We start from the raw sequence: 25,441 nt of genomic DNA, 5'->3' as shown, positions 1-25,441 counted from the left end.
AGTCCTCGTCCTCATCCGAAGAAGTTGCGGACGTGCTCCAGCCCCTCGACGAGGGCGTCGACCTCGGCCGGAGTGGAGTACAGGTAGAAAGACGCTCGCGTGGTCGCGGGAATTCCGTACCGCAGGCAGACCGGCCGCGCGCAGTGGTGGCCGACCCGGACCGCGATGCCCTGCTCGTCGAGGACCTGGCCCACGTCGTGCGGGTGGATGTCGCCGAGCGTGAAGGAGATCGTCGCGCCGCGGTCCTCGGCCGTGGAGGGGCCGATGATGCGCAGGTCCGGGACCTCCAGCAGCCGCTTGACGGCGTACTCGGTGATCGCGTGCTCGTGCGCGGCGATGTTCTCCATGCCGATCGAGGTGAGGTAGTCCACGGCCGCGCCGAGGCCGACGGCCTGCGCGATCGGGGGCGTGCCCGCCTCGAACTTGTGGGGCGCGGGGGCGTAGGTCGAGGAGTGCATGGACACCGTCTCGATCATCTCGCCGCCGCCGAGGAACGGCGGAAGGTCCTCCAGCAGCTCCTGGCGGCCCCACAGGACGCCGATGCCGGTCGGGCCGCACATCTTGTGGCCGGTGAAGGCCACGAAGTCGGCCTGCAGGGCCTGGACGTCCAGCACCATGTGCGGGGCGGCCTGCGAGGCGTCGATGCAGACCAGCGCGCCGACCTCCTGGGCGCGGCGGATGATCGCCTCGACCGGGTTGACGGTGCCCAGCAGGTTGGAGACCAGCGTGAAGGAGACAATCTTCGTACGGTCGGTGATGACCTCGTCGATCGTGTCCAGGTCGAGCCGGCCGTCGTCGGTCAGCCCGAACCACTTCAGCTTCGCGCCGGTGCGCTGCGAGAGCAGCTGCCACGGGACGATGTTGGAGTGGTGCTCCATCTCCGTGATGACGATCTCGGTGTCCTGGTCGACCCGGTACGGCTCGTCGGCCCAGCCGAGCATGTTCGCCACGAGGTTGAGCGACTCGGAGGCGTTCTTGGTGAAGATCACCTCGTCGCGGCTCGGCGCGTTGATGAACGCGGCGACCTTGTCGCGCGCGCCCTCGTACAGCGCCGTGGCCTCCTCGGCGAGCACGTGCACGCCGCGGTGGACGTTGGCGTTGTGGCGCTCGTAGTACCCGTTCAGCGCGTCAAGCACCTGGCGGGGCTTCTGGGAGGTCGCCGCGTTGTCCAGATACACGACCTTCTTCCCGTCGTGGATCTGTCGGTCCAGGATGGGGAAGTCCTTGCGGATCGCCTCTGTGTCGAGGAGGCCCGGCAGCTTTGTCACGCGGTTGCGCCACCCTTCACGTACTCCTCGTAGCCCTCGGCCTCCAGCTTGTCCGCCAGCTCCGGGCCGCCGGACTCGGCGATCCGGCCGTTGGCGAAGACATGCACGTGGTCGGGCTTGATGTACCGGAGAATCCGGGTGTAGTGGGTGATCAGCAGGGTGCCCACATCACCGGACTCGCGGACGCGGTTGACGCCCTCGGAGACGACGCGCAGCGCGTCGACGTCCAGGCCGGAGTCGGTCTCGTCGAGGATCGCGATCTTCGGCTTGAGCAGCTCCAGCTGGAGGATCTCGTGGCGCTTCTTCTCACCGCCGGAGAAGCCCTCGTTGACGTTGCGCTCGGCGAAGGCCGGGTCCATGGACAGCCGCTCCATGGCCTCCTTGACCTCCTTGACCCACGTACGCAGCTTGGGAGCCTCGCCGCGGATGGCGGTGGCCGAGGTACGCAGGAAGTTGGAGACCGAGACGCCGGGGACCTCGACCGGGTACTGCATGGCGAGGAAGACGCCGGCGCGGGCGCGCTCGTCGACGGACATCTCCAGGACGTCCTCGCCGTCGAGGGTGACGGTGCCGCCGGTGATCGTGTACTTGGGGTGACCCGCCAGCGAGTAGGCGAGGGTGGACTTGCCGGAGCCGTTGGGGCCCATGATGGCGTGCGTCTCGCCCTGCTTCACGGTCAGGTCGACGCCCTTCAGGATCTCGCGCGGGCCGCCTTCGGCCTCGACGGAGACGTGCAGGTCGTGGATCTCAAGCGTTGCCATGGGGACTCAGGACTCCTGGGTGACGGAGACGAGCACGGAAGCGTCCGGGCCCTCTCCTTCGATCTTTACGGGGTATACGGGGACGGGCTGTGTGGCGGGCAGCCCGGACGGCTTGCCGGTGCGCAGGTCGAAGCTGGAGCCGTGCAGCCAGCACTCGATCGCGCAGTCGTCCACCTCGCCCTCGGACAGGGAAACGTTCGCGTGCGAGCAGATGTCGTTGATCGCGAACACCTCCCCTTCGGTACGGACGAGGGAGACCGGCACGCCGTCGATCTCGACGCGCTTGGGGCTGTCCGCCTCCAGCTCTCCCAGCCCGCAGGCACGTACATAGGCCGGACTCATGCCACGGACGCTTCCAGCTCGGCCTCGATCTTGGCGATCAGGCGCTCCTCGACGTCCGGCAGGCCGATCTGCTGGACGAGTTCGGTGAAGAAGCCGCGGACGACCAGGCGGCGGGCCTCGTCGGCCGGGATGCCGCGGGCCATCAGATAGAACAGCTGCTCGTCGTCGAAGCGGCCGGTCGCCGAGGCGTGGCCGGCGCCGACGATCTCGCCGGTCTCGATCTCCAGGTTGGGCACCGAGTCGACCCGCGCGCCGTCGGTCAGCACCAGGTTGCGGTTGAGCTCGTAGGTGTCCGTGCCGGTGGCGGCGGCCCGGATGAGCACGTCGCCGATCCAGACGGCGTGCGCGTCCTGGCCCTGGAGGGCGCCCTTGTAGACGACGTTGGAGCGGCAGTTCTGCGCCTCGTGGTCGACGAAGAGGCGGTGCTCCTGGTGCTGGCCGTTGTCGGTGAAGTACAGGCCGTAGAACTCGGCCTCACCGCCCGGCGCCCCGTACGTGACGCGCGGGTGCAGCCGGACCAGGTCGCCGCCGAAGGTGACGACCACGGACTTGAAGCCGGCGTCCCGGCCGACCAGCGCGTTGTGCTGGCCGACGTGGACGGCGGTGTCGTCCCAGTCCTGCACGGAGACGACGGTCAGCTTGGCGCCGTCACCGATCAGGTAGTCGACGTTGGCGGCGAGCGTCGCGTCGCCGGTGTGGTCGATCACGACGACGGCCTCGGCGAACGCGCCCAGCTCGATGACCTGGTGGCCGTAGGCCGTACCGCCCTCGCCGTGCACGGCGATGCGAATCGGCTCGGTGAGCACCGTCTCCTTGGGCACCGTGATGACGGACGCCTTCTCGAAGGAGCTGTACGCCTGGGCGGCGATCCGGTCGACGGGCTTGCCGGCCTTGCCGACCCGCGGGTCGCCGCGCTCGACCAGTTCGTGGGTGACGCCCTCGGGCGCCGTGATGTCGATCTTCAGGTCGCCGCCGGACGCGACGGCGGTGCCGTCGTGCAGGCCCTTCAGGCGCGCGAGGGGCGTGAAGCGCCACTCCTCCTCGCGGCCGTGCGGTACCGGGAAGTCCGCCACGTCGTAGGACGGCGGGGCGCTCATCCGGGTGGCGACGGTGGACTCGGCGGCCACCGCGATCGAACCGGTGGTCGTGGACCCCGCCGGGATTGTCTGAGCCTCAGCCATGGCTGTCGTCGTGCTCTCTTCCTCGTGAGAAATCAGTCGCTGCGTGCGGCGGGTGTCAGCCGACCGCGCCTTCCATCTGCAGCTCGATCAGCCGGTTCAGCTCCAGCGCGTACTCCATCGGCAGCTCGCGGGCGATCGGCTCGACGAAGCCGCGCACGATCATCGCCATCGCCTCGTCCTCGGACAGGCCGCGCGCCATCAGGTAGAAGAGCTGGTCGTCACTGACCTTGGAGACGGTCGCCTCGTGGCCCATCGTGACGTCGTCCTCGCGGACGTCCACGTACGGGTAGGTGTCCGAGCGGGAGATCGTGTCGACGAGCAGGGCGTCGCAGAGCACGTTGGACTTGGAGCCCTCGGCGCCCTCACCGATCTCGATCAGACCGCGGTAGGACGTACGGCCACCGGCCCGCGCCACCGACTTGGAGACGATGTTGGAGGACGTACGGGGAGCCATGTGGACCATCTTGGCGCCCGCGTCCTGGTGCTGGCCCTCGCCCGCGAAGGCGATGGACAGGGTCTCGCCCTTGGCGTGCTCGCCCATCAGGTAGACGGCCGGGTACTTCATCGTCACCTTGGAGCCGATGTTGCCGTCGACCCACTCCATGGTCGCGCCCTCGTAGGCGACGGCGCGCTTGGTGACCAGGTTGTAGACGTTGTTCGACCAGTTCTGGATCGTCGTGTAGCGGCAGCGGCCGCCCTTCTTCACGATGATCTCGACGACCGCGGAGTGCAGCGAGTCGGACTTGTAGATCGGGGCGGTGCAGCCCTCGACGTAGTGGACGTAGGCGTCCTCGTCGACGATGATCAGCGTCCGCTCGAACTGGCCCATGTTCTCGGTGTTGATCCGGAAGTAGGCCTGCAGCGGGATGTCCACGTGGACGCCCTTGGGCACGTAGATGAACGAGCCGCCGGACCACACCGCGCTGTTCAGCGAGGCGAACTTGTTGTCGCCGACCGGGATGACCGTGCCGAAGTACTCCTGGAACAGCTCCGGGTGCTCCTTGAGCGCCGTGTCGGTGTCCAGGAAGATCACGCCCTGCGCCTCCAGGTCCTCGCGGATCTGGTGGTAGACGACCTCGGACTCGTACTGGGCCGCGACACCGGCGACCAGGCGCTGCTTCTCCGCCTCCGGGATGCCGAGCTTGTCGTACGTGTTCTTGATGTCCTCGGGCAGGTCCTCCCAGGAGGCGGCCTGCTGCTCCGTGGAGCGCACGAAGTACTTGATGTTGTCGAAGTCGATGCCCGACAGGTCCGAGCCCCAGTTCGGCATGGGCTTCTTGCCGAAGAGCTTCAGGCCCTTGAGGCGGAGCTTGAGCATCCACTCGGGCTCGTTCTTCTTGCCCGAGATGTCGCGGACGACTTCCTCGGACAGGCCGCGCTTGGCGGAAGCGCCGGCCACGTCGGAGTCGGCCCAGCCGTATTCGTACGTGCCCAGGCCATCGAGCTCGGGGTGAGCAGTCTCCGTGGGGAGAGTCATGCGGGGTTCCTCCCGGCCGTGCTTGCAGAAGCGTTGGTGGTCTTGGTGGTGCTGTGGGCGGTCTTGCCGACGGCCTCTCGGCCCTTCGGGACGAAGGTCGTGCAGACACCGTCGCCGTGGGCGATGGTGGCAAGACGTTGCACGTGGGTCCCCAGCAGGCGGGAGAAGACCTCGGTCTCCGCCTCGCAGAGCTGCGGGAACTGCTCGGCGACGTGGGCGACCGGGCAGTGATGCTGGCAGAGCTGCTCACCTAGCTGATGACTGGGCGCGCTGCGTGCCGTAGCAGCGTACCCGTCCGCGGTCAACGCCTCGGCAAGCGCCTGTGTACGTCCTTCGGGGGACGCGGCCTCGACGGCCCGGCGGTAGCCCTCGGCCAGCGCGGCGAAGCGGGCGCGGGCGAACGCCGCGATGGCGGCGTCACCCAGCTCGCCGCCGCCCGCGCTCTCTGCGATCCAGCGCAGCGCGTCGGCCGCGAGCTGGTCGTAGGACTGGTCGAAGGCGTCCCGGCCGCAGTCGGTGAGCGCGAAGACCTTGGCCGGGCGGCCGCGGGTGCGCGCGCCGTAGACGCGCTTCTCGCGGGGCTCGACCACGTTCTCCGCGACGAGGGTGTCGAGGTGGCGGCGGACGGCCGCCTGGGTCAGCTCCAGCCTCAGGGCCAGCTCGGCCGCGGTGGACGGACCGTGGTCGAGGATGGAACGCGCGACGCGGTTGCGCGTGCCCTGCTGTTCGTCGTGGTTCGGGGCGGCACCGGTGACGGACCGGGGCGCCCTGGCGGGCGTGGGGCGGTCCGGCCCGCCGGCCGGGTGGGCCGCGGTGCCTTCCTGGTCCTCGCTCGCGTATTTCACAACGCCATTGTTGCGTAATTCCTCAGGCCGAGACAACCCTCGACGGGATCACGGACTGGTGGCCTCGATCACTTAGGGTCACCTAATCGCCCTGCCCGGCCGGGTACCGCACGGGCGCACTGACACCCCACCTGACCTCGGCTTTCGTGAGACCAGACCGCCGTCGGCCGACCCGCTCGCGCCCCCGCCCCGGGATGCGGATGATCTACGCCCCGCACAGGGACGCCCCACTCCCCCACCCGAGGGAGCCCCCGCCTTTTCGCCCCCGCGCCTGTGCACACCCCCGCGCTTCGTAGACTGCCGGTCATGCGCAGCGCCTCCTCCGGGGACACCCCCCGGGCCCCCGGCCGTCCGCCTGCCGTCGACATCACCGGCCTGGTCAAGCGGTACGGGTCCAAGACCGCGGTGGACGGCCTCGACCTCCGGGTCGAGGCGGGTTCGGTGACCGCCGTCCTCGGGCCGAACGGCGCCGGGAAGACCACCACCGTCGAGATCTGCGAGGGCTACCGCCGCCCCGACGCGGGCACCGTCCGCATCCTGGGCCTGGACCCGGTCGCCGACGCCGCCAAGCTGCGCCCCCGTATCGGCGTGATGCTCCAGTCCGGCGGCGTCTACGCGGGCGCCCGGGCGGAGGAGATGCTGCGGCACACCGCCGGCCTGCACGCCCACCCCGTCGACGTGGACCTGCTCATCGACCGGCTGGGCCTGGGCAGCTGCGGGCGGACGGGCTACCGGCGGCTGTCCGGCGGGCAGCAGCAGCGCCTCGCGCTGGCCATGGCCGTCGTGGGCCGCCCCGAACTGGTCTTCCTGGACGAGCCGACGGCCGGCCTGGACCCGCAGGCCCGGCACGCCACCTGGGACCTCGTACGGGAACTGCGCGCCGACGGCGTCAGCACCGTACTGACCACCCACTTCATGGACGAGGCCGAGCAGCTCGCCGACGATGTCGCGATCATCGACGGCGGCCGGGTGATCGCCCAGGGCAGCCCGGACGAGCTGTGCAAGGGCGGCGCGGAGAACACCCTGCGCTTCACCGGCCGGCCCGGCCTCGACCTGGGGGCGCTGCTCAAGGCGCTGCCCGCGGAGAGCGCGGCGGCCGAGCTGACGCCCGGCACGTACCGGGTGACCGGCACGGTCGACCCGCAGATGCTGGCGACCGTCGCGTCCTGGTGCGCGCAGCACGGTGTGCTGCCGGACGCCATAGCGGTCGAGCGGCACACCCTGGAGGACGTCTTCCTCGAACTGACCGGCAAGGAGCTGCGTTCATGACCGCCACCGGCACGACGGACCGGGGCGGCGCGGCCGGCGCCACCGGCACCTTCGCCCCCCGGCCCGGCGCGGCACCGCTGCCCCGGATGATCCGCGCGCAGGCCCTCCTCGAAACGAAGATGCTGCTGCGCAACGGTGAGCAGCTGCTGCTGACGGTCGTCATCCCGACGCTGCTGCTGGTGCTGTTCTCGGCCGTCGACATCGTCGACACGGGCGAGGGCAAGGCGGTCGACTTCCTGGCGCCGGGCATCCTGGCGCTGGCCGTGATGTCCACCGCCTTCACCGGGCAGGCCATCGCCACCGGCTTCGAGCGCCGCTACGGGGTCCTCAAGCGGCTGGCCGCCTCCCCGCTGCCGCGCTGGGCGCTGATGACGGCCAAGACCTGCTCGGTGCTGGTCACCGAGATCCTCCAGATCGTGCTGCTGACGGTGATCGCGTTCGTGCTGGGCTGGTCCCCGCACGGCAACCCGCTGTCGGTGGTGCTGCTGCTCATCCTCGGTACGGCGGCGTTCTCGGGCCTCGGTCTGCTGATGGCGGGCACCCTCAAGGCAGAGGCGACCCTCGCGGCGGCCAACCTCGTCTTCCTGCTGCTGCTGGTGGGCGGCGGCGTGGTCGTGCCGCTGGACAAGTTCCCGGACGCGGCGCAGTCGGTGCTCGGGCTGCTGCCGGTCTCCGCACTCTCGGACGGCCTGCGGGACGTCCTCCAGCACAGCGCGGGCATGCCCTGGGGCGACCTCGGCGTCCTCGCGGTGTGGGCGGTGCTCGGGCTGGGCGCGGCGGCCAAGCTGTTCCGCTGGGAGTAGACCGCTGGGAACGGGCGTGACCTGCGGGTACGCGAGAGGCCCGCGCGTTGCCCACCCCCTCGTGAAACTTTGCACAAGCCGCCGCCTACGATGGCTGCGTGCCGAACACGTGGAACCCCTTCGAGCTGATCGCGCGCCGCTGGCAGCCGACCGCCGCCTTCGTACGGCGGGCCGCGCTGGCCACCGTCGTGATGTCCGTCGTCATCGTCGTGACCGGCGGCGCCGTCCGGCTCACCCAGTCCGGGCTGGGCTGCTCGACCTGGCCCAAGTGCACCCCGGACAGCCTGACGCCGACCTCCGCGATGGGCATCAACGGCCTCATCGAGTTCGGCAACCGCCTGCTGACGTACGTGCTGTGCGCCTTCATCGGCGTGTTCATCATCGCCGCCCGGGCCCGCGCGCCGCGGCGGCGCTCGCTCACCCGGCTCGGCTGGGCGATGTTCTGGATCGTCATGGGCAACGCCGTCTGGGGCGGCATCGTCGTCCTGACCGGCCTGAACCCGTACCTGGTCGCCGCGCACTTCCTCCTCACCACCGCCCTGCTCACGGTCTCCGTGCTGGCCTGGCGGCGGGCCGCCGAGGGCGACGAGGCGCCGCGCGACCTGGTCGCCCGGCCGGTGCGCCAGCTCGCCGGACTGCTGGTCCTGGCGACCGGCGCGCTCACCGTCATCGGTACGGTCGTCACCGGCGCCGGACCGCACGCGGGCGACGCCAAGAAGGTCCACCGCATCCCGGTGGACTGGCACGAGATCACCCAGCTGCACGTCGACTTCGTCTACATCGTCGTCGGCCTGTCCGTGGCCCTGTGGTTCACGCTGCGCGCCGTCAAGGCACCGGCCGCGCCGCGCCGCATGATGCTGGAGCTGTTCGGCTGCATCGTGCTCCAGGGCGTCATCGGCTACGTCCAGTACTTCGCGGGCCTGCCGGAGATCGTCGTCGGCCTGCACATGCTGGTCTCGACGCTGGTGTGGATCTGCGTACTGCGCATCTACCTGGCGCTGCGCGACCGGGGACCCGTACCGGCCGGCGAGGGTGAGCCCACCGCGCCCGGCGCCGAGGTGCCCGCCCCCGCCGCCGGAACCGCCGCGGCCGCCGGGTCTCAGACCGCCGCCGGTACCTCCGCCTCCAGCCGGTAGACGCGGCGCGCCGTCCCGGACGCGACCATGGCGGTGATCCGCCCCGCGTCCGCCGGCGCGCACATGCCCTCCGCCGCCCACTCCCGCACGACCCGCTCCACGGCCCGTACGAAGAAGCGCGCGCCCGTCACGTACAGCTCGGGCAGTGCCCGCGCCCCCGTGGAGAACAGCAGCTTGCCGAACGGCGCCTGCGCAAGCGTTTCCTCGGGGTTCGGTCCGGCGTCCGCGTAGACGTGCGGATGGACCGCGGCCAGCTGCGCCGCCCGCCGGTGGTGCGGCGGCCGGGGCAGCAGCACCAGGTCCGTACCGATACCGGTGGTGGCCCGCAGGAAGCCCGCCAGCGGCAGCGGATCGGGACAGTGCAGCTGTACGGGTACGCCGGTGGCGACCGCGCTCCACAGCAGATGCCGCAGCAGCGACGGCTCGGCCGGCCGGTCCCCCGGCCTGCGGCCCCGCAGCCACCGGTCGGCCGCGCGCCGCACCTCGCCCGCCTCCGGGGCGCGGCCCTCGCAGAAGGCCGCGCCGGAAGCGAAGGCGGTGGCGTTCTGGGCGGCCGCGTAGATCGCTTCGGCCGTGTAGCCGATGAAGGAGTCGACGCTGCCGGAGGTGTCGGCGATCTGCCCGGCGAGCGGTTCGAGCCGTATGACCTCGTGGGCTCGGGCCCCCGCGGCGGCGGCCAGCTCACCGGCCGAGGTCAGGTCGCTGGGCGCGCCGGTCTCCAGCAGGAACGTGCCGATGCCGGCGCCGCGCAGCAGCAGGCGGCTCGCACGGAAGGCGCCCAGCTCCCGCCTGCGGGCCAGATAGCGGGCGGGCGGGCAGTGCGCCTCCAGGCCCAGCAGCGGCGGGCACCAGCGGCGTACGCCGAGGCCGGTCCAGCTGTCGAAGAAGGTCGTACCGGCGGGTGCCGGACCGTGTCCGCCGGAGGCGGCGGCCAGATGCGCCTCGAAGGCGCCGAGTCCGAGGTCTCCGTGGAGCGCGCCGTGACTGTGCTGGTCCACGAGCGGTGGCAGTTGGTCCATCCGCCCCTCCTCGCCGAAGCCGAAGACGCCCGCGGCGCCGAAAGCCCACCCGGCGCGGCACGGACGCCGCCCCTGGTGGGCTCAACGGACGACGCGGGCGTCAGGTAGCGGGTTCGGCCGGGCCGGGGCGCTGTTCGACGCGGTCCGCGGGAGCGGAACCGGCCGTCAGGACCCGGCGGCACGGGCTCGGGTGCCGCCCGGCTGTCAGGCGTTGGCCGGGCCGCCCACCTGGATGCCCGCCATCCGTGACCACTCGTACGGCCCGGTGCGGACCTTGGCCGCCAGGTCGCCGTCGAACTCCTCGTGCAGCTCGGCGCCGCCGCGCTCGGCCGCGGCCCGTGCGATGTCCTGGGAGTCGGCGACCAGGTTGCCCCACTGGCCGTCGGCGCCGATCAGCGCGATCCGGACGCGGCCGCGGCCGATGTGGGCGAGCTGGGCGTCGGCGCTGCCGCCGTGGGCGTCGGCGAAGGCGCGTACGGACTTCGCCAGGGACGCGGTCCGCCGCTCGTCCCGCTTGCCCGGCCGGCCTGCCGCCGCCTGGTCGTCGAGCTGCTCGTCGGGCGCGTCCGCCTGCTTGGTGTCTGCCATGGACAGGATGCTACCCGCCGGTAATCAGCGGGGGAAGAGCCGTCCGGCGGACCGGAAGGCACCCCGGACACACGCCGAGGGCCCGCCACGAACGCATCGTGACGGGCCCTCGGGAAACCTCCGGGGAACGCTCCCTACCGCAGGAACGGGTCCACGGCGATGGCCACGAACAGCAGCGACACATAGGTGATCGACCAGTGGAACAGCCGCATCTCCTTGAGCTTGGGGCCCGTGACCCCGGCCTTGGCGCGGGTCTGGAGAGCGTGCGCCTCCTTCAGCCAGAAGGCGCCGCAGAGCACCGCCACCACCGTGTAGAACCAGCCCGTGTAACCCAGCGGCTGGAGCAGCAGCGACACCAGGACCATCACCCAGCTGTACGCCACGATCTGCCGCGCCACGACCTTGTTGCCCGCGATGACCGGCAGCATCGGCACGCCGACCCGCTCGTAATCGTCCTTGGCCTTCATCGACAGCGGCCAGTAGTGCGGCGGCGTCCAGAAGAAGATGACGAGGAAGAGGACGGCGGAGGCCCAGGAGACGGTGTTGGTGACCGCGGACCAGCCGATGAAGACCGGCATGCAGCCCGCGATGCCGCCCCAGACGATGTTCTGCGCCGTACGCCGCTTGAGGATCATCGTGTACACGACGACATAGAAGAGCAGCGCGCCGAGCGAGAGCATCGCCGAGAGCGGGTTGACCAGGAACCAGAACCACGCGGTGGAGCCGACGGCCAGCGCGGTCGCGAAGACCAGGCACTCGCGGGGCGAGACCATGCCGGTGACCAGGGGCCGCTGCGAGGTGCGGTCCATCAGGGCGTCGATGTCGCGGTCGATGTACATGTTGTACGCGGCCGCGCCGCCGGCGGAGAGATAACCGCCGACGCAGGTGGCCAGCACCAGCCAGAGGTCGGGCACGCCGCCGGCCGCCAGGAACATCACCGGAACCGTCGTCATGAGCAGCAGCTCGATCACGCGCGGCTTGGTCAGCGCCACGAAAGCCTTGACACGGGCCCCGAACGGACGGTGACCTGAACCCTGCGGGCCCTGGGCTAGGACCCCGGCAGGACGGGATTCGACGGCCGTCACGCACACCCCTGGAAGTAACATCAGCGGCTTGCGCCGCGAAGATAAGGCCAGCAAGCGTCCCCGGTTGTGAAGACCCGGTTAAGGCTTGCGCGTACCACGCCACTTTAGACGTTGGCCATACGACGGCCTTCGCGGGGGTGGGGTCGTGTTGAGGGGTACCGGGGCCGCCCGGGCCGTACCGCCCATCGGTTCCCGCGCGCGCCGCGCACCGGTCCGGGCCGGCCGCCCGCCCACCGGCACCCCCTTCTCCCCGCGCGTCTGCGGGTGCGCTTCACCCGCCGTTCACGCCGTTCGAGAGGCGGAGGCGGGCCCCGCCCGGCAGTCTGGAGTGGTGACCGTCTCGTCCGGGGCGGGAATGTCCGGAGTCCGGATTTGGTTGCCCAAGGCGTCGAGTTTCATCATGACGAGCCGTCGACGCTTCGTCGAAAAGATGGCCGTAGATGCAGGGGTAGGCTCGACAACGCCCGGCGGACATACCGTCCCCGGCATTCGACATGTGGAGAGGAGCCCTGACTCAGGGTGAGCACCAAGCCGACCACCACAGATTTCGAGTGGACCGATCTGGACCAGCGGGCCGTCGATACCGTCCGCGTCCTGGCCATGGATTCCGTTCAGAAGGTCGGTAACGGCCATCCGGGTACCGCCATGAGCCTCGCGCCGGCCGCCTACGTTCTCTTCCAGAAGCTGATGCGGCACGACCCGGCGGACGCGAAGTGGACCGGCCGCGACCGGTTCGTGCTGTCCGCGGGCCACTCCAGCCTGACCCTTTACATCCAGCTCTACCTGGCCGGCTACGGCCTGGAGCTGGACGACCTGAAGTCCTTCCGCACCTGGGGCTCCAAGACCCCCGGTCACCCGGAGTACGGCCACACGGTCGGCGTGGAGACCACCACCGGCCCGCTCGGCCAGGGTGTCGCCAACGCCGTGGGCATGGCCATGGCCGCCCGCTACGAGCGCGGCCTGTTCGACCCCGAGGCGGCGCCCGGCACCTCGCCGTTCGACCACACCGTCTGGGTCATCGCCGGTGACGGCTGCCTCCAGGAAGGCGTCTCGGCCGAGGCCTCCTCCCTCGCGGGCCACCAGAAGCTCGGCAACCTCGTACTGCTGTGGGACGACAACCACATCTCCATCGAGGGCGACACCGAGACCGCGATCTCCGAGGACACCCTCAAGCGCTACGAGTCCTACGGCTGGCACGTCCAGCGCGTCGAGCAGCTGCCCAGCGGCGACCTCGACCCGGTGGGCCTGGCCGAGGCCCTGAAGGCTGCCCAGGAAGAGACCGAGCGTCCCTCCTTCATCGCGGCCCGCTCGATCATCGCCTGGCCCGCCCCGAACGCCCAGAACACCGAGGCCTCCCACGGCTCCGCGCTGGGCGACGAAGAGGTCGCGGCCACCAAGAAGGTCCTGGGCTTCGACCCGGAGAAGTCCTTCGAGGTCTCCGACGAGGTCATCGAGCACACCCGCGCCGCCTGGAAGCGCGGCAGCGAGGCGCACGCCGCGTGGGACAAGGCCATCGCCGCCTGGCGCTCGGCCAACCCGGAGCGCGCCGCCCAGTTCGACCGCATCCAGGCCGGCGAGCTGCCGGACGGCTGGGAGAAGGCGCTGCCCGCCTTCGAGACCGGCAAGGGCGTCGCCACCCGCGCCGCCTCCGGCAAGATCCTCCAGGCGCTGGGCGCGGTCGTGCCCGAGCTGTGGGGCGGCTCCGCCGACCTCGCCGGCTCGAACAACACCACGATCGACAAGAACTCGTCGTTCCTCCCCGAGGGCAACCCGCTGCCCGAGGCCAGCCCGTACGGCCGCACGGTCCACTACGGCATCCGCGAGCACGCCATGGGCTCGACCATGAACGGCATCGCGCTGCACGGCAACACCCGCATCTACGGCGGCACCTTCCTGGTGTTCTCCGACTACATGCGCCCCGCCGTCCGGCTCGCCGCCCTCATGCAGCTGCCGGTGACGTACGTGTGGACGCACGACTCCATCGGCCTCGGCGAGGACGGCCCGACCCACCAGCCGGTCGAGCACCTGTCCGCGCTGCGCGCCATCCCGGGCCTGAACATCGTGCGCCCGGCCGACGCCAACGAGACCGCCACCGCCTGGGCCGAGATCCTGCGCCGCCACCAGAGCAAGCCGGCGCCGCACGGTCTGGCGCTCACCCGCCAGGGCGTACCGACGTACGAGGCGAACCCGGCCGCGGCCAAGGGCGGCTACGTGCTGTTCGAGGCCGAGGGCGGCGAGCCCCAGGTCATCCTGATCGGCACCGGCTCCGAGGTGCAGCTCGCCGTCGAGGCGCGCGAGGCGCTCCAGGCCGAGGGCATCCCGACGCGCGTCGTCTCGATGCCGTCCGTCGAGTGGTTCGAGGAGCAGGACCAGGGGTACCGCGACAGCGTGCTGCTGCCGACGGTCAAGGCCCGGGTCGCGGTCGAGGCCGGCATCGGTCTGACCTGGCACCGCTACGTGGGCACGCAGGGCCGCATCGTCTCGCTGGAGCACTTCGGTGCCTCGGCGGACGCCAAGGTCCTCTTCCACGAGTTCGGCTTCACCGCCGACGCGGTCGCCACGGCGGCCCGGGAATCCCTCGCAGCGGCCACGCGCTGACGCCCGTAACCATCTAGTAGGAGATGCAAACCCCATGACAGACGCACTCAAGCGCCTCTCCGACGAAGGCGTCGCGATCTGGCTGGACGACCTGTCCCGCAAGCGGATCACGTCCGGCAACCTGGCCGAGCTGATCGACCAGCAGCACGTCGTCGGTGTCACCACCAACCCGTCGATCTTCCAGAAGGCCATCTCGCAGGGCGACGGGTACGACACCCAGCTCACCGACCTCGCGGCCCGCGACGTGACCGTCGAGGAAGCCATCCGGATGATCACCACGGCGGACGTCCGGGACGCGGCCGACATCCTGCGCCCGGTCTTCGACGCCACCGACGGCCAGGACGGCCGGGTCTCCATCGAGGTCGACCCGCGCCTGGCCCACAACACCCGCGCCACCGTCGCCGAGGCCAAGCAGCTGGCCTGGCTGGTGGACCGCCCCAACGCGCTCATCAAGATCCCGGCCACCAAGGCGGGTCTGCCGGCGATCACCGAGACGATCGCCCGGGGCATCAGCGTCAACGTCACGCTGATCTTCTCGCTGGAGCGCTACCGCGCGGTCATGGACGCCTACCTGGCGGGCCTGGAGAAGGCCAAGGCCGCCGGCCTGGACCTGTCCAAGATCCACTCGGTGGCGTCCTTCTTCGTGTCCCGCGTGGACACCGAGACCGACAAGCGCCTGGACGCCATCGGCACCGACGAGGCCAAGGCCCTCAAGGGCAAGGCCGCCGTCGCCAACGCGCGTCTCGCCTACCAGGCGTACGAGGAGGTCTTCTCCTCTGACCGCTGGAACGCGCTGGACAAGGCGCATGCCAACAAGCAGCGTCCGCTGTGGGCCTCGACCGGCGTCAAGGACCCGGCGCTCAAGGACACCATGTACGTCGAGGAACTGGTCGCGCCGAACACGGTCAACACCATGCCCGAGGCCACCCTGGAGGCCACCGCCGACCACGGCGAGATCTCCGGTGACAAGGTGCGCGGCACCTACGAGCAGGCCCAGGCCGACCTCGACGCGCTGGCGAAGATCGGCATCTCGTACGACGACGTCGTGCAGGTGCTGGAGGACGAGGGCGTCGAGAAGTTCGAGGCGTCCTGGACCGACCTGCTCAAGTCCACTGAGGCGGAGCTCAAGCGCCTCGCTCCTTCGGAGGGCTGACCCACCTTGTCCAGCAGCAATCCGCTGCGTGACGCTGCAGACCGACGGCTCCCGCGTATCGCGGGGCCGTCGGGCCTGGTCATCTTCGGTGTCACGGGCGATTTGTCCCGTAAAAAGCTGATGCCTGCCGTCTACGACCTGGCCAACCGCGGGCTGCTGCCGCCGGGCTTCTCCCTCATCGGCTTCGCCCGCCGCGAGTGGGAGCACCAGGACTTCGCGCAGGAGGTGTACGAAGCCGTCAAACAGCACTCCCGTACGCCGTTCCGCGAGGAAGTCTGGCAGCAGCTCGTCCAGGGCTGCCGGTTCGTCCAGGGCAACTTCGACGACGACGAGGCCTTCGAAACCCTCAAGGACACCATCGAGGAACTCGACAAGGCCCAGGGCACCGGCGGCAACTTCGCCTTCTACCTGTCCGTGCCCCCCAAGTTCTTCCCCACCGTCGTCCAGCAGCTCAAGAAGCACGGCCTGGCCGACCAGCAGGGCGACTGCTGGCGGCGCGCCGTCATCGAGAAGCCCTTCGGCCACGACCTGGCCAGCGCCAAGGAACTGAACCGGATCGTCCACGAGGTCTTCCCGCCCGAGTCGGTCTTCCGCATCGACCACTACCTCGGCAAGGAGACCGTCCAGAACATCCTGGCGCTCCGCTTCGCCAACACCCTCTTCGAGCCGCTGTGGAACCGGTCCTACGTCGACCACATCCAGATCACCATGGCCGAGGACATCGGCATCGGCGGCCGGGCCGGCTACTACGACGGCATCGGCGCCGCCCGTGACGTCATCCAGAACCACCTCCTCCAGCTGCTCGCGCTGACCGCCATGGAGGAGCCCGCCTCCTTCGACGCGGACGCGCTGGTCGCCGAGAAGACCAAGGTCCTGGGTGCCGTACGGCTCCCCGCCAACCTGGGCAAGGAGACCGTGCGCGCCCAGTACGCGGCCGGCTGGCAGGGCGGCGAGAAGGTCGTCGGCTACCTGGAGGAAGACGGCATCGACCCCCAGTCCCGGACCGACACCTACGCCGCGGTCAAACTGGAGGTAGACAACCGCCGCTGGGCGGGCGTCCCCTTCTACCTGCGCACCGGCAAGCGCCTCGGCCGCCGCGTCACGGAGATCGCGGTCGTCTTCCAGCGCGCGCCGCACTCCCCCTTCGACCACACCGCCACCGAAGAGCTGGGGCAGAACGCCCTGGTCATCCGCGTCCAGCCGGACGAAGGCGTGACCATGCGATTCGGCTCGAAGGTGCCCGGCACCTCCATGGAGGTACGGGACGTCTCGATGGACTTCGCGTACGGCGAGTCCTTCACCGAGTCCAGCCCGGAGGCGTACGAGCGTCTGATCCTGGACGTACTGCTCGGCGACGCCAACCTCTTCCCGCGCGTCGAGGAGGTCGAACAGTCCTGGCGGATTCTCGACCCGATCGAGCAGTACTGGGACGAGCACGGCAAGCCCGCGCAGTACGCGGCCGGGACCTGGGGACCGGACGAGGCGGACGAAATGCTCGCACGAGACGGACGGAGCTGGCGTCGGCCATGAAGATCGACCTGACGGAAACCACGGCCAGCAAGGTCAACAAGGCGCTGGTCCAGGGCCGTCGTACCATCGGCACCCCCGCCATCGGCATGGTGCTCACCCTCGTCATCGTCACCGACGAGGAGAACGCCTACGACGCCCTGAAGGCCGCCAACGAAGCGTCCCGCGAGCACCCCTCGCGCACCCTCGTCGTCATCAAGCGCGTCAGCCGGTCGCCCCGCGACCGCGCCAAGGCCCGCCTGGACGCCGAGGTCCGCGTCGGCGCGGACGCCGGCACCGGCGAGACGGTCGTACTGCGGCTCTACGGCGAGGCCATCAACCACGCCCAGTCCGTCGTCCTGCCGCTGCTCCTGCCGGACGCGCCGGTCGTCGTGTGGTGGCCGGTCAACGCCCCGGTGGACGCCGCGCGCGACCCGCTCGGCGCGCTCGCCCAGCGGCGCGTCACCGACATGTACACCGCCGAGAACCCCATCCGGGAACTGGCCGAACGCGCCGACGCGTACTCGCCCGGCGACACGGACCTGTCCTGGACCCGCATCACGCCCTGGCGCTCGATGCTGGCCGCGGCGCTCGACCAGCTGCCCTGCAAGGTCGCCGAGGTCGAGGTCGAGGGCGAAGAGTTCAACCCCAGCGTCGAACTCCTCGGCATGTGGCTCGCGGACCGCCTCGGCGTCCCCGTCCGACGGCTGCTCTCGGCCGGCCCCGGCCTGACCGCCGTCCGGATGGAAACCGACTGCGGCCCCGTCGCGCTCGACCGCGCGGACGGCTCACTGGCCACGCTCTCCATGCAGGGCCAGCCCGACCGCAACGTCGCGCTCAAGCGGCGCGAGACCGCGGAACTCCTGGCGGAGGAGCTGCGGCGACTCGACCCGGACGACACGTACGCCTCCGCGCTGAAGTACGGCGTCGACCGGCTCGGCGAGCCGCAGCGGGCACAGACGCCGCTGGCCGCGAAGGCGGCGGCGTCCTCCGACGAGCCGGCCGCTGACGCGGCGGGAGCGACGGAAACGGCGGAGGCCAAGTCCGATTCCTCCGAACCCAAGGCCAAGGCCCCCGCCAAGAAGTCCGCCTCCAAGAAGGCGGCCTCCAAGGCGGCCTCCGAGTGAGCGCGCCGCAGGTCGTCGTCCACCGCGACAAGGAACTGATGGCCAAGGCCGCGGCGGCCCGGCTGATCACGAAGATCGTGGACGCCCAGGCCGCCCGCGGCTCCGCCTCCGTCGTCCTGACGGGCGGCCGCAACGGCAACGGGCTGCTCGCGGCCCTCGCCGAGGCGCCCGCCCGGGACGCGGTGGACTGGTCCCGCCTCGACCTGTGGTGGGGCGACGAACGGTTCCTGCCGGACGGCGACCCGGAACGCAACTACACGCAGGCCCGCGAGGCCCTGCTGGACAGCGTTCCGGTGGACCCGGCCCGGGTGCACGCGATGGCCCCGTCCAACGGCCCGTACGGCAATGACGCGGACGCCGCGGCGGAAGCGTACGCGGTAGAACTGGGCGCCGCGGCGGGCCCCGAGGACCACGGCCCCGTCCCGTCCTTCGACGTCCTCCTGCTGGGCGTCGGCCCGGACACCCACGTCGCGTCGCTCTTCCCCGAGCTGCCCGCCGTCCGGGAGACGGAACGCCCGGTCGTCGCCGTACACGGCGCCCCCAAGCCCCCGCCCACCCGCATCTCCCTGACCCTCCCCGCGATCCGCGCGGCACGTGAGGTCTGGCTGCTCGCGGCGGGCGAGGACAAGGCGAAGGCCACGGCGATGGCGCTCTCCGGCGCCGGGGAGATCCAGGCCCCGGCAGCAGGCGCGTACGGCCGCAGCCGCACGCTGTGGCTCCTGGACGAGGCGGCCGCGTCGCAGTTGCCGCGGGGGTTGTATCCGCCCGCGTCGGCCTGACACCGCCGTATTGGCGAACGGCCCCGTTCCCGGGTGGGAACGGGGCCGTTGTCGTACCGCCTGGGTTTCGACGGCGGGTGGGGGCCGGGCGCCGTGGCCGACTGATGGTCCGTGCCGGGTGGCACTCTCCTCGGCCCTGGCACGGGACCGGTCTTCCAGACTCCGTCCTACGGCCCGCCCCCTCCCGCCGTACGGCGATCGACGGCCGGCGGGGGCAGGCGCCCCCCACCCCGTACGTGTCAGGCTGACGCGTACGGGGTGGGGTGCGGGACCGGAGGACGAAGTCTGCAGGGCCCGGGCCCGCGCCACCCGCCGTCGTGCTCAGCCGGTCACGGCCTCCGCTCACGCTCCTGGCGGACCATCGCGTTGGCGAGGTGGCCGGGGTCCTGGAGGTCGCCGACCGCGACGCCCTCCACCTCCGTGTCGTGGGTGTCGTACGTGCCCAGGCCGTGCTCCTTGTCGCCCTGGACGACGGCGAGGTGACGGGCCGCCACTTCGCGCTGCCGGGCCTGCGGGCGGCTCTGGAGCCAGTCGCGGTTCTCGGGGGTGAGGAGGTCCAGGAACTCCGCCAGAACCTCCTCCTCCGCCGCCATCAGCGGCCCCGCATCGCGCGGTACGTGGCGACCAGGGACTTCGTCGAGGCGTCCAGGCCCTCGACGTCCGCGCCCTCGGTCAGCGCGGGCTCGACCCGCTTCGCCAGGACCTTGCCGAGTTCGACGCCCCACTGGTCGAAGGAGTCGATGTTCCAGATCGCGCCCTGGACGAACACCTTGTGTTCGTACAGTGCGATGAGCTGGCCCAGGACGGACGGGGTCAGTTCCTCGGCGAGGATCGTGGTGGTGGGGCGGTTGCCCTGGAAGGTCTTGTGGGTGACCAGTTCCTCGGGTACGCCCTCGGCGCGTACCTCGTCGGGGGTCTTGCCGAAGGCCAGTGCCTGGCCCTGGGCGAAGAGGTTGGCCATCAGGAGGTCGTGCTGGCCCACCAGGCCCGGCAGGAGGTCCTCGACCGGCTTGGCGAAGCCGATGAGGTCGGCGGGGATGAGCTTCGTGCCCTGGTGGAGGAGCTGGTAGTACGCGTGCTGACCGTTGGTGCCGGGCGTGCCCCACACGACGGGGCCGGTCTGCCAGCGCACCGGGTTGCCCTCGCGGTCCACGGACTTGCCGTTGGACTCCATGTCGAGCTGCTGGAGGTACGCGGTGAACTTGGAGAGGTAGTGGCTGTACGGCAGGACCGCGTGCGACTGGGCGTCCCAGAAGTTGCCGTACCAGACGCCCAGCAGGCCGAGCAGGAGCGGGACGTTCTCCTCGGCGGGCGCGCAGCGGAAGTGCTCGTCGACGAGGTGGAAGCCGGCCAGCATCTCGCGGAACCGCTCCGGGCCGATCGCGATCATGAGCGAGAGGCCGATCGCGGAGTCGTAGGAGTAGCGGCCGCCGACCCAGTCCCAGAACTCGAACATGTTGTCGGTGTCGATGCCGAAGTCCGCGACCTTCTCGGCGTTGGTCGACAGCGCGACGAAGTGCTTGGCCACCGCGTCCTCGCCGGCCCGCAGGCCGGTCAGCAGCCAGTTGCGGGCGGAGGTGGCGTTGGTGATCGTCTCGATGGTGGTGAAGGTCTTCGAGGCGACGATGAAGAGGGTTTCCGCGGGGTCGAGGTCGCGGACGGCCTCGTGCAGGTCCGCGCCGTCCACGTTGGAGACGAAGCGGAACTGCATGTCGCGGTGGGTGTAGGCGCGCAGCGCCTCGTACGCCATGGCCGGGCCCAGGTCGGAGCCGCCGATGCCGATGTTGACGACCGTCTTGATGCGCTTGCCGGTGTGGCCCTTCCACTCGCCCGAGCGCACCCGGTCGGTGAAGATCTGCATCTTGCGCAGTACGGAGTGCACGGCGGGGGCGACGTTCTCGCCGTCGACCTTGACGGAGGCGGACTCGGGGGCGCGCAGCGCGGTGTGCAGCACGGCCCGGTTCTCGGTGACGTTGATCTTTTCGCCGCGGAACATCGCGTCCCGCAGGTCGGCGACGCCCCGGGCCGCGGCCAGCTCGCGCAGCAGGCGCAGCGTCTCGTCGGTGACCAGGTGCTTGGAGTAGTCCAGGTGCAGGTCACCGACCTGGAGGGTGTAGCGTCCGGCGCGGTCCGGGTCCTGGTCGAACAGCTCGCGCAGATGCACCTCCCCCAGCTGCTCCCGGTGCTTGTTCAGCGCGCTCCACTCAGGCGTCTGGTCGAGCCTGTTGCGGCCTTCTGCGTTCATCTCGGACATCAGCCTTCTTTTTCTCGTACCGGCCCCGCCGTCTCCCAACCTAATTGATCAGGGAGCGGGATGAGGTGTCCCCCCGCTGTCGGTGCCCCGGGAAACGGTTTTGGCACTCCCGCACCGGTACGCGCCCGTCCCTCCCGCCGTTTCCCGGCCGCAGGCCGGATACGCGGACGGCCCGGCCTGGAGGGCGGTTGCCTCCGGCCGGGCCGGTCGTCGAGGTGTGCTGGTCCGTCAGATCTCACCGCGGAGCTTGGCGAGGGCCTCGGCGAGGATCGCCTCGCCGTCGGCGTCGCTCCTGCGCTCCCGGACGTACGCGAGGTGCGTCTTGTACGGTTCGGTGCGCGGCGGGTCCGGCGGGTTGTCCCGGTCCTTGCCTGCCGGGAAGCCGCAGCGCGGGCAGTCCCAGGTGTCAGGAATCTGCGCGTCGCCGGCGAAGCTGGGCTGAGTCTCGTGCCCGTTCGAGCACCAGAAGGAGATGCGGATGCGCGGTGCGGACTCGCCCCGCTCCGCCTCCCCCATCGGCCCCGCCCCGACCCGACTTCCTCGGATCGCGTTGCCACTTGCCACGGTTGTAACTCCCTGCGTAATGGTGCTGCGAAGCATCGAACAGCAGTCGCGCTGCGAGCGCCCCAGTCTACGTAAGGCCCAACGCGCGTCCAGTGACAGGAGTTACACCCCCACCGAGGACGCCGCCTTCATGATAAGCCGCGTCCTCGACGGTATGTCAGCTGTCCAGCTTCATCAGGACGCCGAGTACGACGATGCAGGCGAACCAGAGCAAAGCGATCACGATGGTGATGCGGTCCAGGTTCCGCTCCGCGACGGAGGAGCCGCCGACCGAGGACTGCATACCGCCGCCGAACATGTCGGACAGGCCGCCGCCCTTCCCCTTGTGCATGAGCACCAGCATCATCAGCAGCAGGCTGAAGACGATGAGGGCTACCGAGAACCCGATGACCACGACTGGACCAACTCTCTAGGACTGGCGGACGGGACGTACCGAAGAAGATCGAATGGTACGGGGCCGGGCGGCGCACACGGCACCGGGCCCGGCCCCGACAGGGTACGACGGGCCGGGCCCGTCGTCATAGCCGCTACTGGTCGCGGAAGCGGACGATCTTGACGAATTCGTCCACGTCAAGCGCCGCGCCGCCGATCAGGGCGCCGTCCACGTCCGGCTGCGCCATGATCGCGGCGACGTTGCCGGACTTGACCGAGCCGCCGTACTGGATGCGGACCTTGTCGGCCAGCTCCTGGGTGTACAGCTCGGCGAGGCGGCGGCGGATCGCGCCGCAGACCTCCTGCGCGTCCTCAGGCGTGGCGACCTCGCCGGTGCCGATGGCCCAGACGGGCTCGTAGGCGATGACGATGGTCTCGGCCTGCTCGGCCGGGATGTCCTTGAGGCCGCCGTCGACCTGGGCGAGGGTGTGCTCGACCTGGTTGCCGGCCTTGCGGACGTCCAGGCCCTCGCCGACGCACAGGATCGGGGTGATGCCGTGCTGGAAGGCGGCCTTGACCTTGGCGTTGCAGATCTCTTCGTTCTCGCCGTGGTACTGGCGGCGCTCGCTGTGGCCGATGGCCACGTAGCTGCACTTGAGCTTGGCGAGCATGGCGCCGGAGATCTCACCGGTGTACGCGCCGGAGTCGTGCGCCGAGAGGTCCTGGGCGCCGTACTTGATCTTGAGCTTGTCGCCGTCGACCAGCGTCTGCACCGAGCGCAGGTCGGTGAAGGGCGGCAGGACCGCGACCTCGGTGGCCTCGTAGTCCTTGTCGGCGAGCGCGAAGGCGAGCTTCTGGACGTGCGCGATGGCCTCGAGGTGGTTGAGGTTCATCTTCCAGTTGCCCGCCATCAGCGGGGTACGGTCAGTCACGGTTCTTCAGTCCTCCAGAGCGGCGAGGCCGGGGAGCGTCTTGCCTTCGAGGTATTCGAGGCTGGCGCCGCCACCGGTCGAGATGTGGCCGAAAGCATTCTCGTCGAAGCCGAGCGAGCGCACGGCGGCGGCCGAGTCGCCGCCCCCGACGACGGTGAAACCGTCGCAGTTCAGCAGGGCCCGCGCGATGGCGGTGGTGCCGCTGGCGTAGTCCGGGTGCTCGGCGACGCCGACGGGGCCGTTCCAGAAGACGGTCTCGGCGTCGGCGATCTTCGAGGCGAACAGCTCGCGGGTCTTCGGGCCGATGTCCAGGCCCTCCTTGTCGGAGGGGATGCCGTCGGCGTCGACCGTGACGAAGTCGGCCGGGGCCTTCGTCTTCAGGTCGGGGAAGTCGGCCGAGGCCAGGATGTCGACCGGCAGGACCAGCTCGACGCCGTTCTTCTCGGCGCGCTCCATGTATTCGGTGACGGTCGGGATCTGGTCCTCCTGGAGGAGGGAGATGCCGACCTCGTAGCCCTTGGCCTTGAGGAAGGTGTACGCCATGCCGCCGCCGATCAGCAGCCGGTCGGCCTTGCCGAGCAGCTCGTCGATGACGGCGAGCTTGTCGGAGACCTTGGCGCCGCCGAGCACGACCACGTACGGGCGCTTGACGTCCTCGGTGAGCTTCTTCAGGACGGTGACCTCGGCGGCGATCAGGTCGCCCGCGGCGTGCGGCAGGCGGGCCGGCAGGTCGTAGACCGAGGCGTGCTTGCGGTGCACGGCGCCGAAACCGTCGCCGACGTACACGTCCGCGAGGGCCGCGAGCTGGTCCGCGAAGGCGCCGCGCTCGGCGTCGTCCTTGCTGGTCTCGCCCGGGTTGAAGCGCAGGTTCTCCAGGACGGCGACCTCGCCCTCCCCGAGCCCGGCGACGACGGAGCGGGCGGACTCGCCGACCGTGTCGGTGGCGAACGCGACGTCGCGGCCGATCAGCTCACCGAGGCGCTCGGCGGCGGGGCGCAGCGAGAAGGCCGGGTCCGGGGCGCCCTTGGGACGGCCCAGGTGGGAGGCGACGATCACCTTGGCGCCGAGCTGGGCCAGCTTGGCGATCGTCGGCTGGACTGCGCGGATGCGGCCGTCATCGGTGATGCTGGTGCCGTCCAGCGGCACATTGAGGTCCGCGCGGACGAAGACCCGCTTGCCGGACAGCCCTTCCTGGGCGAGATCGTCGATCGTCTTCATACGAAGTGACTCCGTTGCGTAGGTCGGTCATGGGAGGGGGCCCGTACGGCGCTTCGGTGCGCCCTACGAGCCCCTTCCGCACTTCTACGTGCCCTGGCCTTGGTCAGGCAGGTGTCAGAGCTGGCCGCCGACGAAGGTGGTCAGGTCCACCAGGCGGTTGGAGTAGCCCCACTCGTTGTCGTACCAGCCGATGACCTTGACGCTCTTGCCCTGCGCCATCGTCAGGGAGGAGTCGAAGGTGCAGGAGGCCGGCCAGTTGACGATGTCCGAGGAGACGATCGGGTCCTCGGTGTACTCCAGGATGCCCTTGAGCTGGCCCTCGGCCGCCTTCTGGAAGGCGGCGTTGATCTCGTCCTTGGTGACCTCGCGCTCCAGCTCGATGACCAGGTCGGTCACGGAGCCGGTGGGGACCGGGACGCGCATGGCGATGCCGTCCAGCTTGCCCTCCAGCTGCGGGAGGACCAGCGCGGTGGCCTTGGCGGCACCGGTCGTGGTCGGGATGATGTTCTCCGCGGCGGCGCGGGCGCGGCGCAGGTCCGAGTGCGGGAAGTCCAGGATGCGCTGGTCGTTGGTGTACGCGTGGACGGTCGTCATCAGGCCCTTGACGATGCCGAAGTTCTCGTCGAGAACCTTGGCCATCGGCGCCACGCAGTTGGTGGTGCAGGAGGCGTTGGAGATGACGTGGTGGTTGGCCGCGTCGTACTTGTCCTGGTTGACGCCCATCACGATCGTGATGTCCTCGCCCTTGGCGGGCGCGGAGATCAGGACCTTCTTGGCGCCGGCCTGGATGTGCTTCTCGGCGTCGGCCTTCTTGGTGAAGATGCCGGTCGACTCGATGACGATGTCGGCGCCCAGCTCGCCCCAGGGCAGGTTGGCGGGGTCGCGCTCGGCCATCGTCTTGAAGGTCTGCTTGCCGACCGTGATGGTGTCGTCGGTGTGGCTGACGTCGTGCTTCAGGCGACCCAGGATGGTGTCGTACTTCAGCAGGTGAACCAGGGTGGCGTTGTCGGTCAGGTCGTTGACACCGACGATCTCGATGTCCGCACCCTGCTCCAGGAGCGCGCGGAAGTAGTTGCGACCAATGCGGCCGAATCCGTTGATGCCTACGCGGATCGTCACGAACCGATCTCCTCGTTGGTGCGCCGGTGCAGTACCGGCGAGCTG

At 70.3% G+C, this 25,441-nt stretch carries 24 protein-coding genes; 8 read left to right on the top strand and 16 right to left on the bottom strand.

Translation table 11 applies throughout. The annotated features are described in order from the left end of the window. Positions 1–11: 11 nt before the first annotated feature. Genes ACZ53K_RS03445 through ACZ53K_RS03420 form a run of 6 tightly spaced genes read right to left on the bottom strand, consistent with a single transcriptional unit; the run spans position 12 to position 5,874 of the window. Entirely contained in the window at positions 12–1,268 is a 1,257-nt protein-coding gene (locus tag ACZ53K_RS03445; RefSeq protein ID WP_468831526.1) for a cysteine desulfurase, read from the bottom strand. Beyond that, positions 1,265–2,029 carry a Fe-S cluster assembly ATPase SufC gene (sufC, locus tag ACZ53K_RS03440; protein ID WP_361142469.1) on the bottom strand — a complete coding sequence of 255 codons (765 nt, stop codon included), beginning with the start codon at positions 2,027–2,029 and terminating at the stop codon, positions 1,265–1,267. Before sufC ends, ACZ53K_RS03445 begins: the two co-directional genes overlap by 4 nt. 6 nt (positions 2,030–2,035) lie before the next feature. Next, the gene (locus ACZ53K_RS03435) at positions 2,036–2,371 is read right to left on the bottom strand and encodes a non-heme iron oxygenase ferredoxin subunit (protein WP_468831523.1); all 336 of its coding nucleotides are present in this window, start codon (positions 2,369–2,371) and stop codon (positions 2,036–2,038) included. Continuing rightward, on the bottom strand, positions 2,368–3,552 hold the full coding sequence (sufD, locus tag ACZ53K_RS03430) for a Fe-S cluster assembly protein SufD (protein WP_468831520.1): 1,185 nt from the start codon (positions 3,550–3,552) through the stop codon (positions 2,368–2,370). The genes ACZ53K_RS03435 and sufD overlap by 4 nt, the downstream gene beginning before the upstream one ends. Positions 3,553–3,607: 55 nt before the next feature. Beyond that, on the bottom strand, positions 3,608–5,029 hold the full coding sequence (sufB, locus tag ACZ53K_RS03425; protein ID WP_468831517.1) for a Fe-S cluster assembly protein SufB: 1,422 nt from the start codon (positions 5,027–5,029) through the stop codon (positions 3,608–3,610). After that, the gene (locus tag ACZ53K_RS03420; protein WP_468831514.1) at positions 5,026–5,874 is read right to left on the bottom strand and encodes a helix-turn-helix transcriptional regulator; all 849 of its coding nucleotides are present in this window, start codon (positions 5,872–5,874) and stop codon (positions 5,026–5,028) included. The genes sufB and ACZ53K_RS03420 overlap by 4 nt, the downstream gene beginning before the upstream one ends. A 306-nt stretch (positions 5,875–6,180) precedes the next feature. Between ACZ53K_RS03420 and ACZ53K_RS03415 the strand changes: the two genes are divergently transcribed. The 3 genes from ACZ53K_RS03415 (at position 6,181) to ACZ53K_RS03405 (ending at position 9,082) form a co-directional block, all read left to right on the top strand. After that, positions 6,181–7,143: an ABC transporter ATP-binding protein gene (locus ACZ53K_RS03415; protein WP_468831511.1), complete on the top strand. Its 963-nt coding sequence runs from the start codon at positions 6,181–6,183 to the stop codon at positions 7,141–7,143. Then, a complete protein-coding gene (locus ACZ53K_RS03410) occupies positions 7,140–7,946 on the top strand; it encodes an ABC transporter permease (RefSeq protein WP_468831508.1) in 807 nt (268 codons plus the stop codon). Before ACZ53K_RS03415 ends, ACZ53K_RS03410 begins: the two co-directional genes overlap by 4 nt. A 98-nt stretch (positions 7,947–8,044) precedes the next feature. Further along, a complete protein-coding gene (locus ACZ53K_RS03405) occupies positions 8,045–9,082 on the top strand; it encodes a COX15/CtaA family protein (protein WP_468831505.1) in 1,038 nt (345 codons plus the stop codon). Here ACZ53K_RS03405 and ACZ53K_RS03400 read toward each other — a convergent pair. From ACZ53K_RS03400 to ACZ53K_RS03390, 3 genes are all read right to left on the bottom strand, one after another. Beyond that, complete coding sequence (locus ACZ53K_RS03400) at positions 9,046–10,101, bottom strand: amidohydrolase (RefSeq protein ID WP_468831502.1); 1,056 nt, start codon at positions 10,099–10,101, stop codon at positions 9,046–9,048. The genes ACZ53K_RS03405 and ACZ53K_RS03400 overlap by 37 nt on opposite strands. 204 nt (positions 10,102–10,305) lie before the next feature. Further along, complete coding sequence (locus ACZ53K_RS03395; protein WP_468831499.1) at positions 10,306–10,689, bottom strand: hypothetical protein; 384 nt, start codon at positions 10,687–10,689, stop codon at positions 10,306–10,308. A 134-nt stretch (positions 10,690–10,823) separates the two neighbouring features. Next, a complete protein-coding gene (locus tag ACZ53K_RS03390; protein WP_468831496.1) occupies positions 10,824–11,774 on the bottom strand; it encodes a heme o synthase in 951 nt (316 codons plus the stop codon). 519 nt (positions 11,775–12,293) lie between these two features. Between ACZ53K_RS03390 and tkt the strand changes: the two genes are divergently transcribed. Genes tkt through pgl form a run of 5 tightly spaced genes read left to right on the top strand, consistent with a single transcriptional unit; the run spans position 12,294 to position 18,937 of the window. After that, a complete protein-coding gene (gene tkt / locus ACZ53K_RS03385) occupies positions 12,294–14,372 on the top strand; it encodes a transketolase (protein ID WP_468831493.1) in 2,079 nt (692 codons plus the stop codon). A 34-nt stretch (positions 14,373–14,406) separates the two neighbouring features. Continuing rightward, positions 14,407–15,525, top strand: a complete 1,119-nt coding sequence (gene tal, locus ACZ53K_RS03380) for a transaldolase (RefSeq protein WP_468831490.1) — start codon at positions 14,407–14,409, stop codon at positions 15,523–15,525. Positions 15,526–15,531: 6 nt separating this feature from the next. Beyond that, positions 15,532–17,055, top strand: a complete 1,524-nt coding sequence (zwf, locus tag ACZ53K_RS03375) for a glucose-6-phosphate dehydrogenase (protein WP_468831487.1) — start codon at positions 15,532–15,534, stop codon at positions 17,053–17,055. After that, positions 17,052–18,158, top strand: coding sequence for a glucose-6-phosphate dehydrogenase assembly protein OpcA (gene opcA / locus ACZ53K_RS03370; RefSeq protein WP_468831484.1), 1,107 nt, complete (start codon positions 17,052–17,054; stop codon positions 18,156–18,158). Before zwf ends, opcA begins: the two co-directional genes overlap by 4 nt. Beyond that, positions 18,155–18,937: a 6-phosphogluconolactonase gene (gene pgl / locus ACZ53K_RS03365; RefSeq protein WP_468831481.1), complete on the top strand. Its 783-nt coding sequence runs from the start codon at positions 18,155–18,157 to the stop codon at positions 18,935–18,937. Before opcA ends, pgl begins: the two co-directional genes overlap by 4 nt. Before the next feature lie 329 nt (positions 18,938–19,266). Here pgl and ACZ53K_RS03360 read toward each other — a convergent pair whose 3' ends face one another. The 7 genes from ACZ53K_RS03360 to gap form a co-directional block, all read right to left on the bottom strand. Continuing rightward, positions 19,267–19,530, bottom strand: a complete 264-nt coding sequence (locus ACZ53K_RS03360; RefSeq protein WP_468831478.1) for a hypothetical protein — start codon at positions 19,528–19,530, stop codon at positions 19,267–19,269. Next, complete coding sequence (gene pgi / locus ACZ53K_RS03355; RefSeq protein ID WP_468831905.1) at positions 19,530–21,182, bottom strand: glucose-6-phosphate isomerase; 1,653 nt, start codon at positions 21,180–21,182, stop codon at positions 19,530–19,532. The genes ACZ53K_RS03360 and pgi overlap by 1 nt, the downstream gene beginning before the upstream one ends. Before the next feature lie 237 nt (positions 21,183–21,419). Then, positions 21,420–21,755, bottom strand: a complete 336-nt coding sequence (locus ACZ53K_RS03350; RefSeq protein WP_003986538.1) for an RNA polymerase-binding protein RbpA — start codon at positions 21,753–21,755, stop codon at positions 21,420–21,422. A gap of 157 nt (positions 21,756–21,912) precedes the next feature. After that, a complete protein-coding gene (gene secG, locus ACZ53K_RS03345) occupies positions 21,913–22,149 on the bottom strand; it encodes a preprotein translocase subunit SecG (RefSeq protein ID WP_003986537.1) in 237 nt (78 codons plus the stop codon). 133 nt (positions 22,150–22,282) lie between these two features. Further along, positions 22,283–23,059 (bottom strand): triose-phosphate isomerase, encoded by a 777-nt coding sequence (gene tpiA / locus ACZ53K_RS03340; RefSeq protein WP_468831474.1) that lies wholly within the window; start codon positions 23,057–23,059, stop codon positions 22,283–22,285. A gap of 6 nt (positions 23,060–23,065) precedes the next feature. Further along, positions 23,066–24,277 carry a phosphoglycerate kinase gene (locus ACZ53K_RS03335; protein WP_468831471.1) on the bottom strand — a complete coding sequence of 404 codons (1,212 nt, stop codon included), beginning with the start codon at positions 24,275–24,277 and terminating at the stop codon, positions 23,066–23,068. Between the two features lie 114 nt (positions 24,278–24,391). Continuing rightward, on the bottom strand, positions 24,392–25,396 hold the full coding sequence (gene gap, locus ACZ53K_RS03330; RefSeq protein WP_030017967.1) for a type I glyceraldehyde-3-phosphate dehydrogenase: 1,005 nt from the start codon (positions 25,394–25,396) through the stop codon (positions 24,392–24,394). Positions 25,397–25,441: the final 45 nt, after the last annotated feature.

The sequence above is a fragment of the Streptomyces sp. NPDC033221 genome (assembly GCF_055577005.1).
Note: the sequence above shows the minus strand (reverse complement) of the source record. Positions and strands in the feature narration are given on the sequence as shown.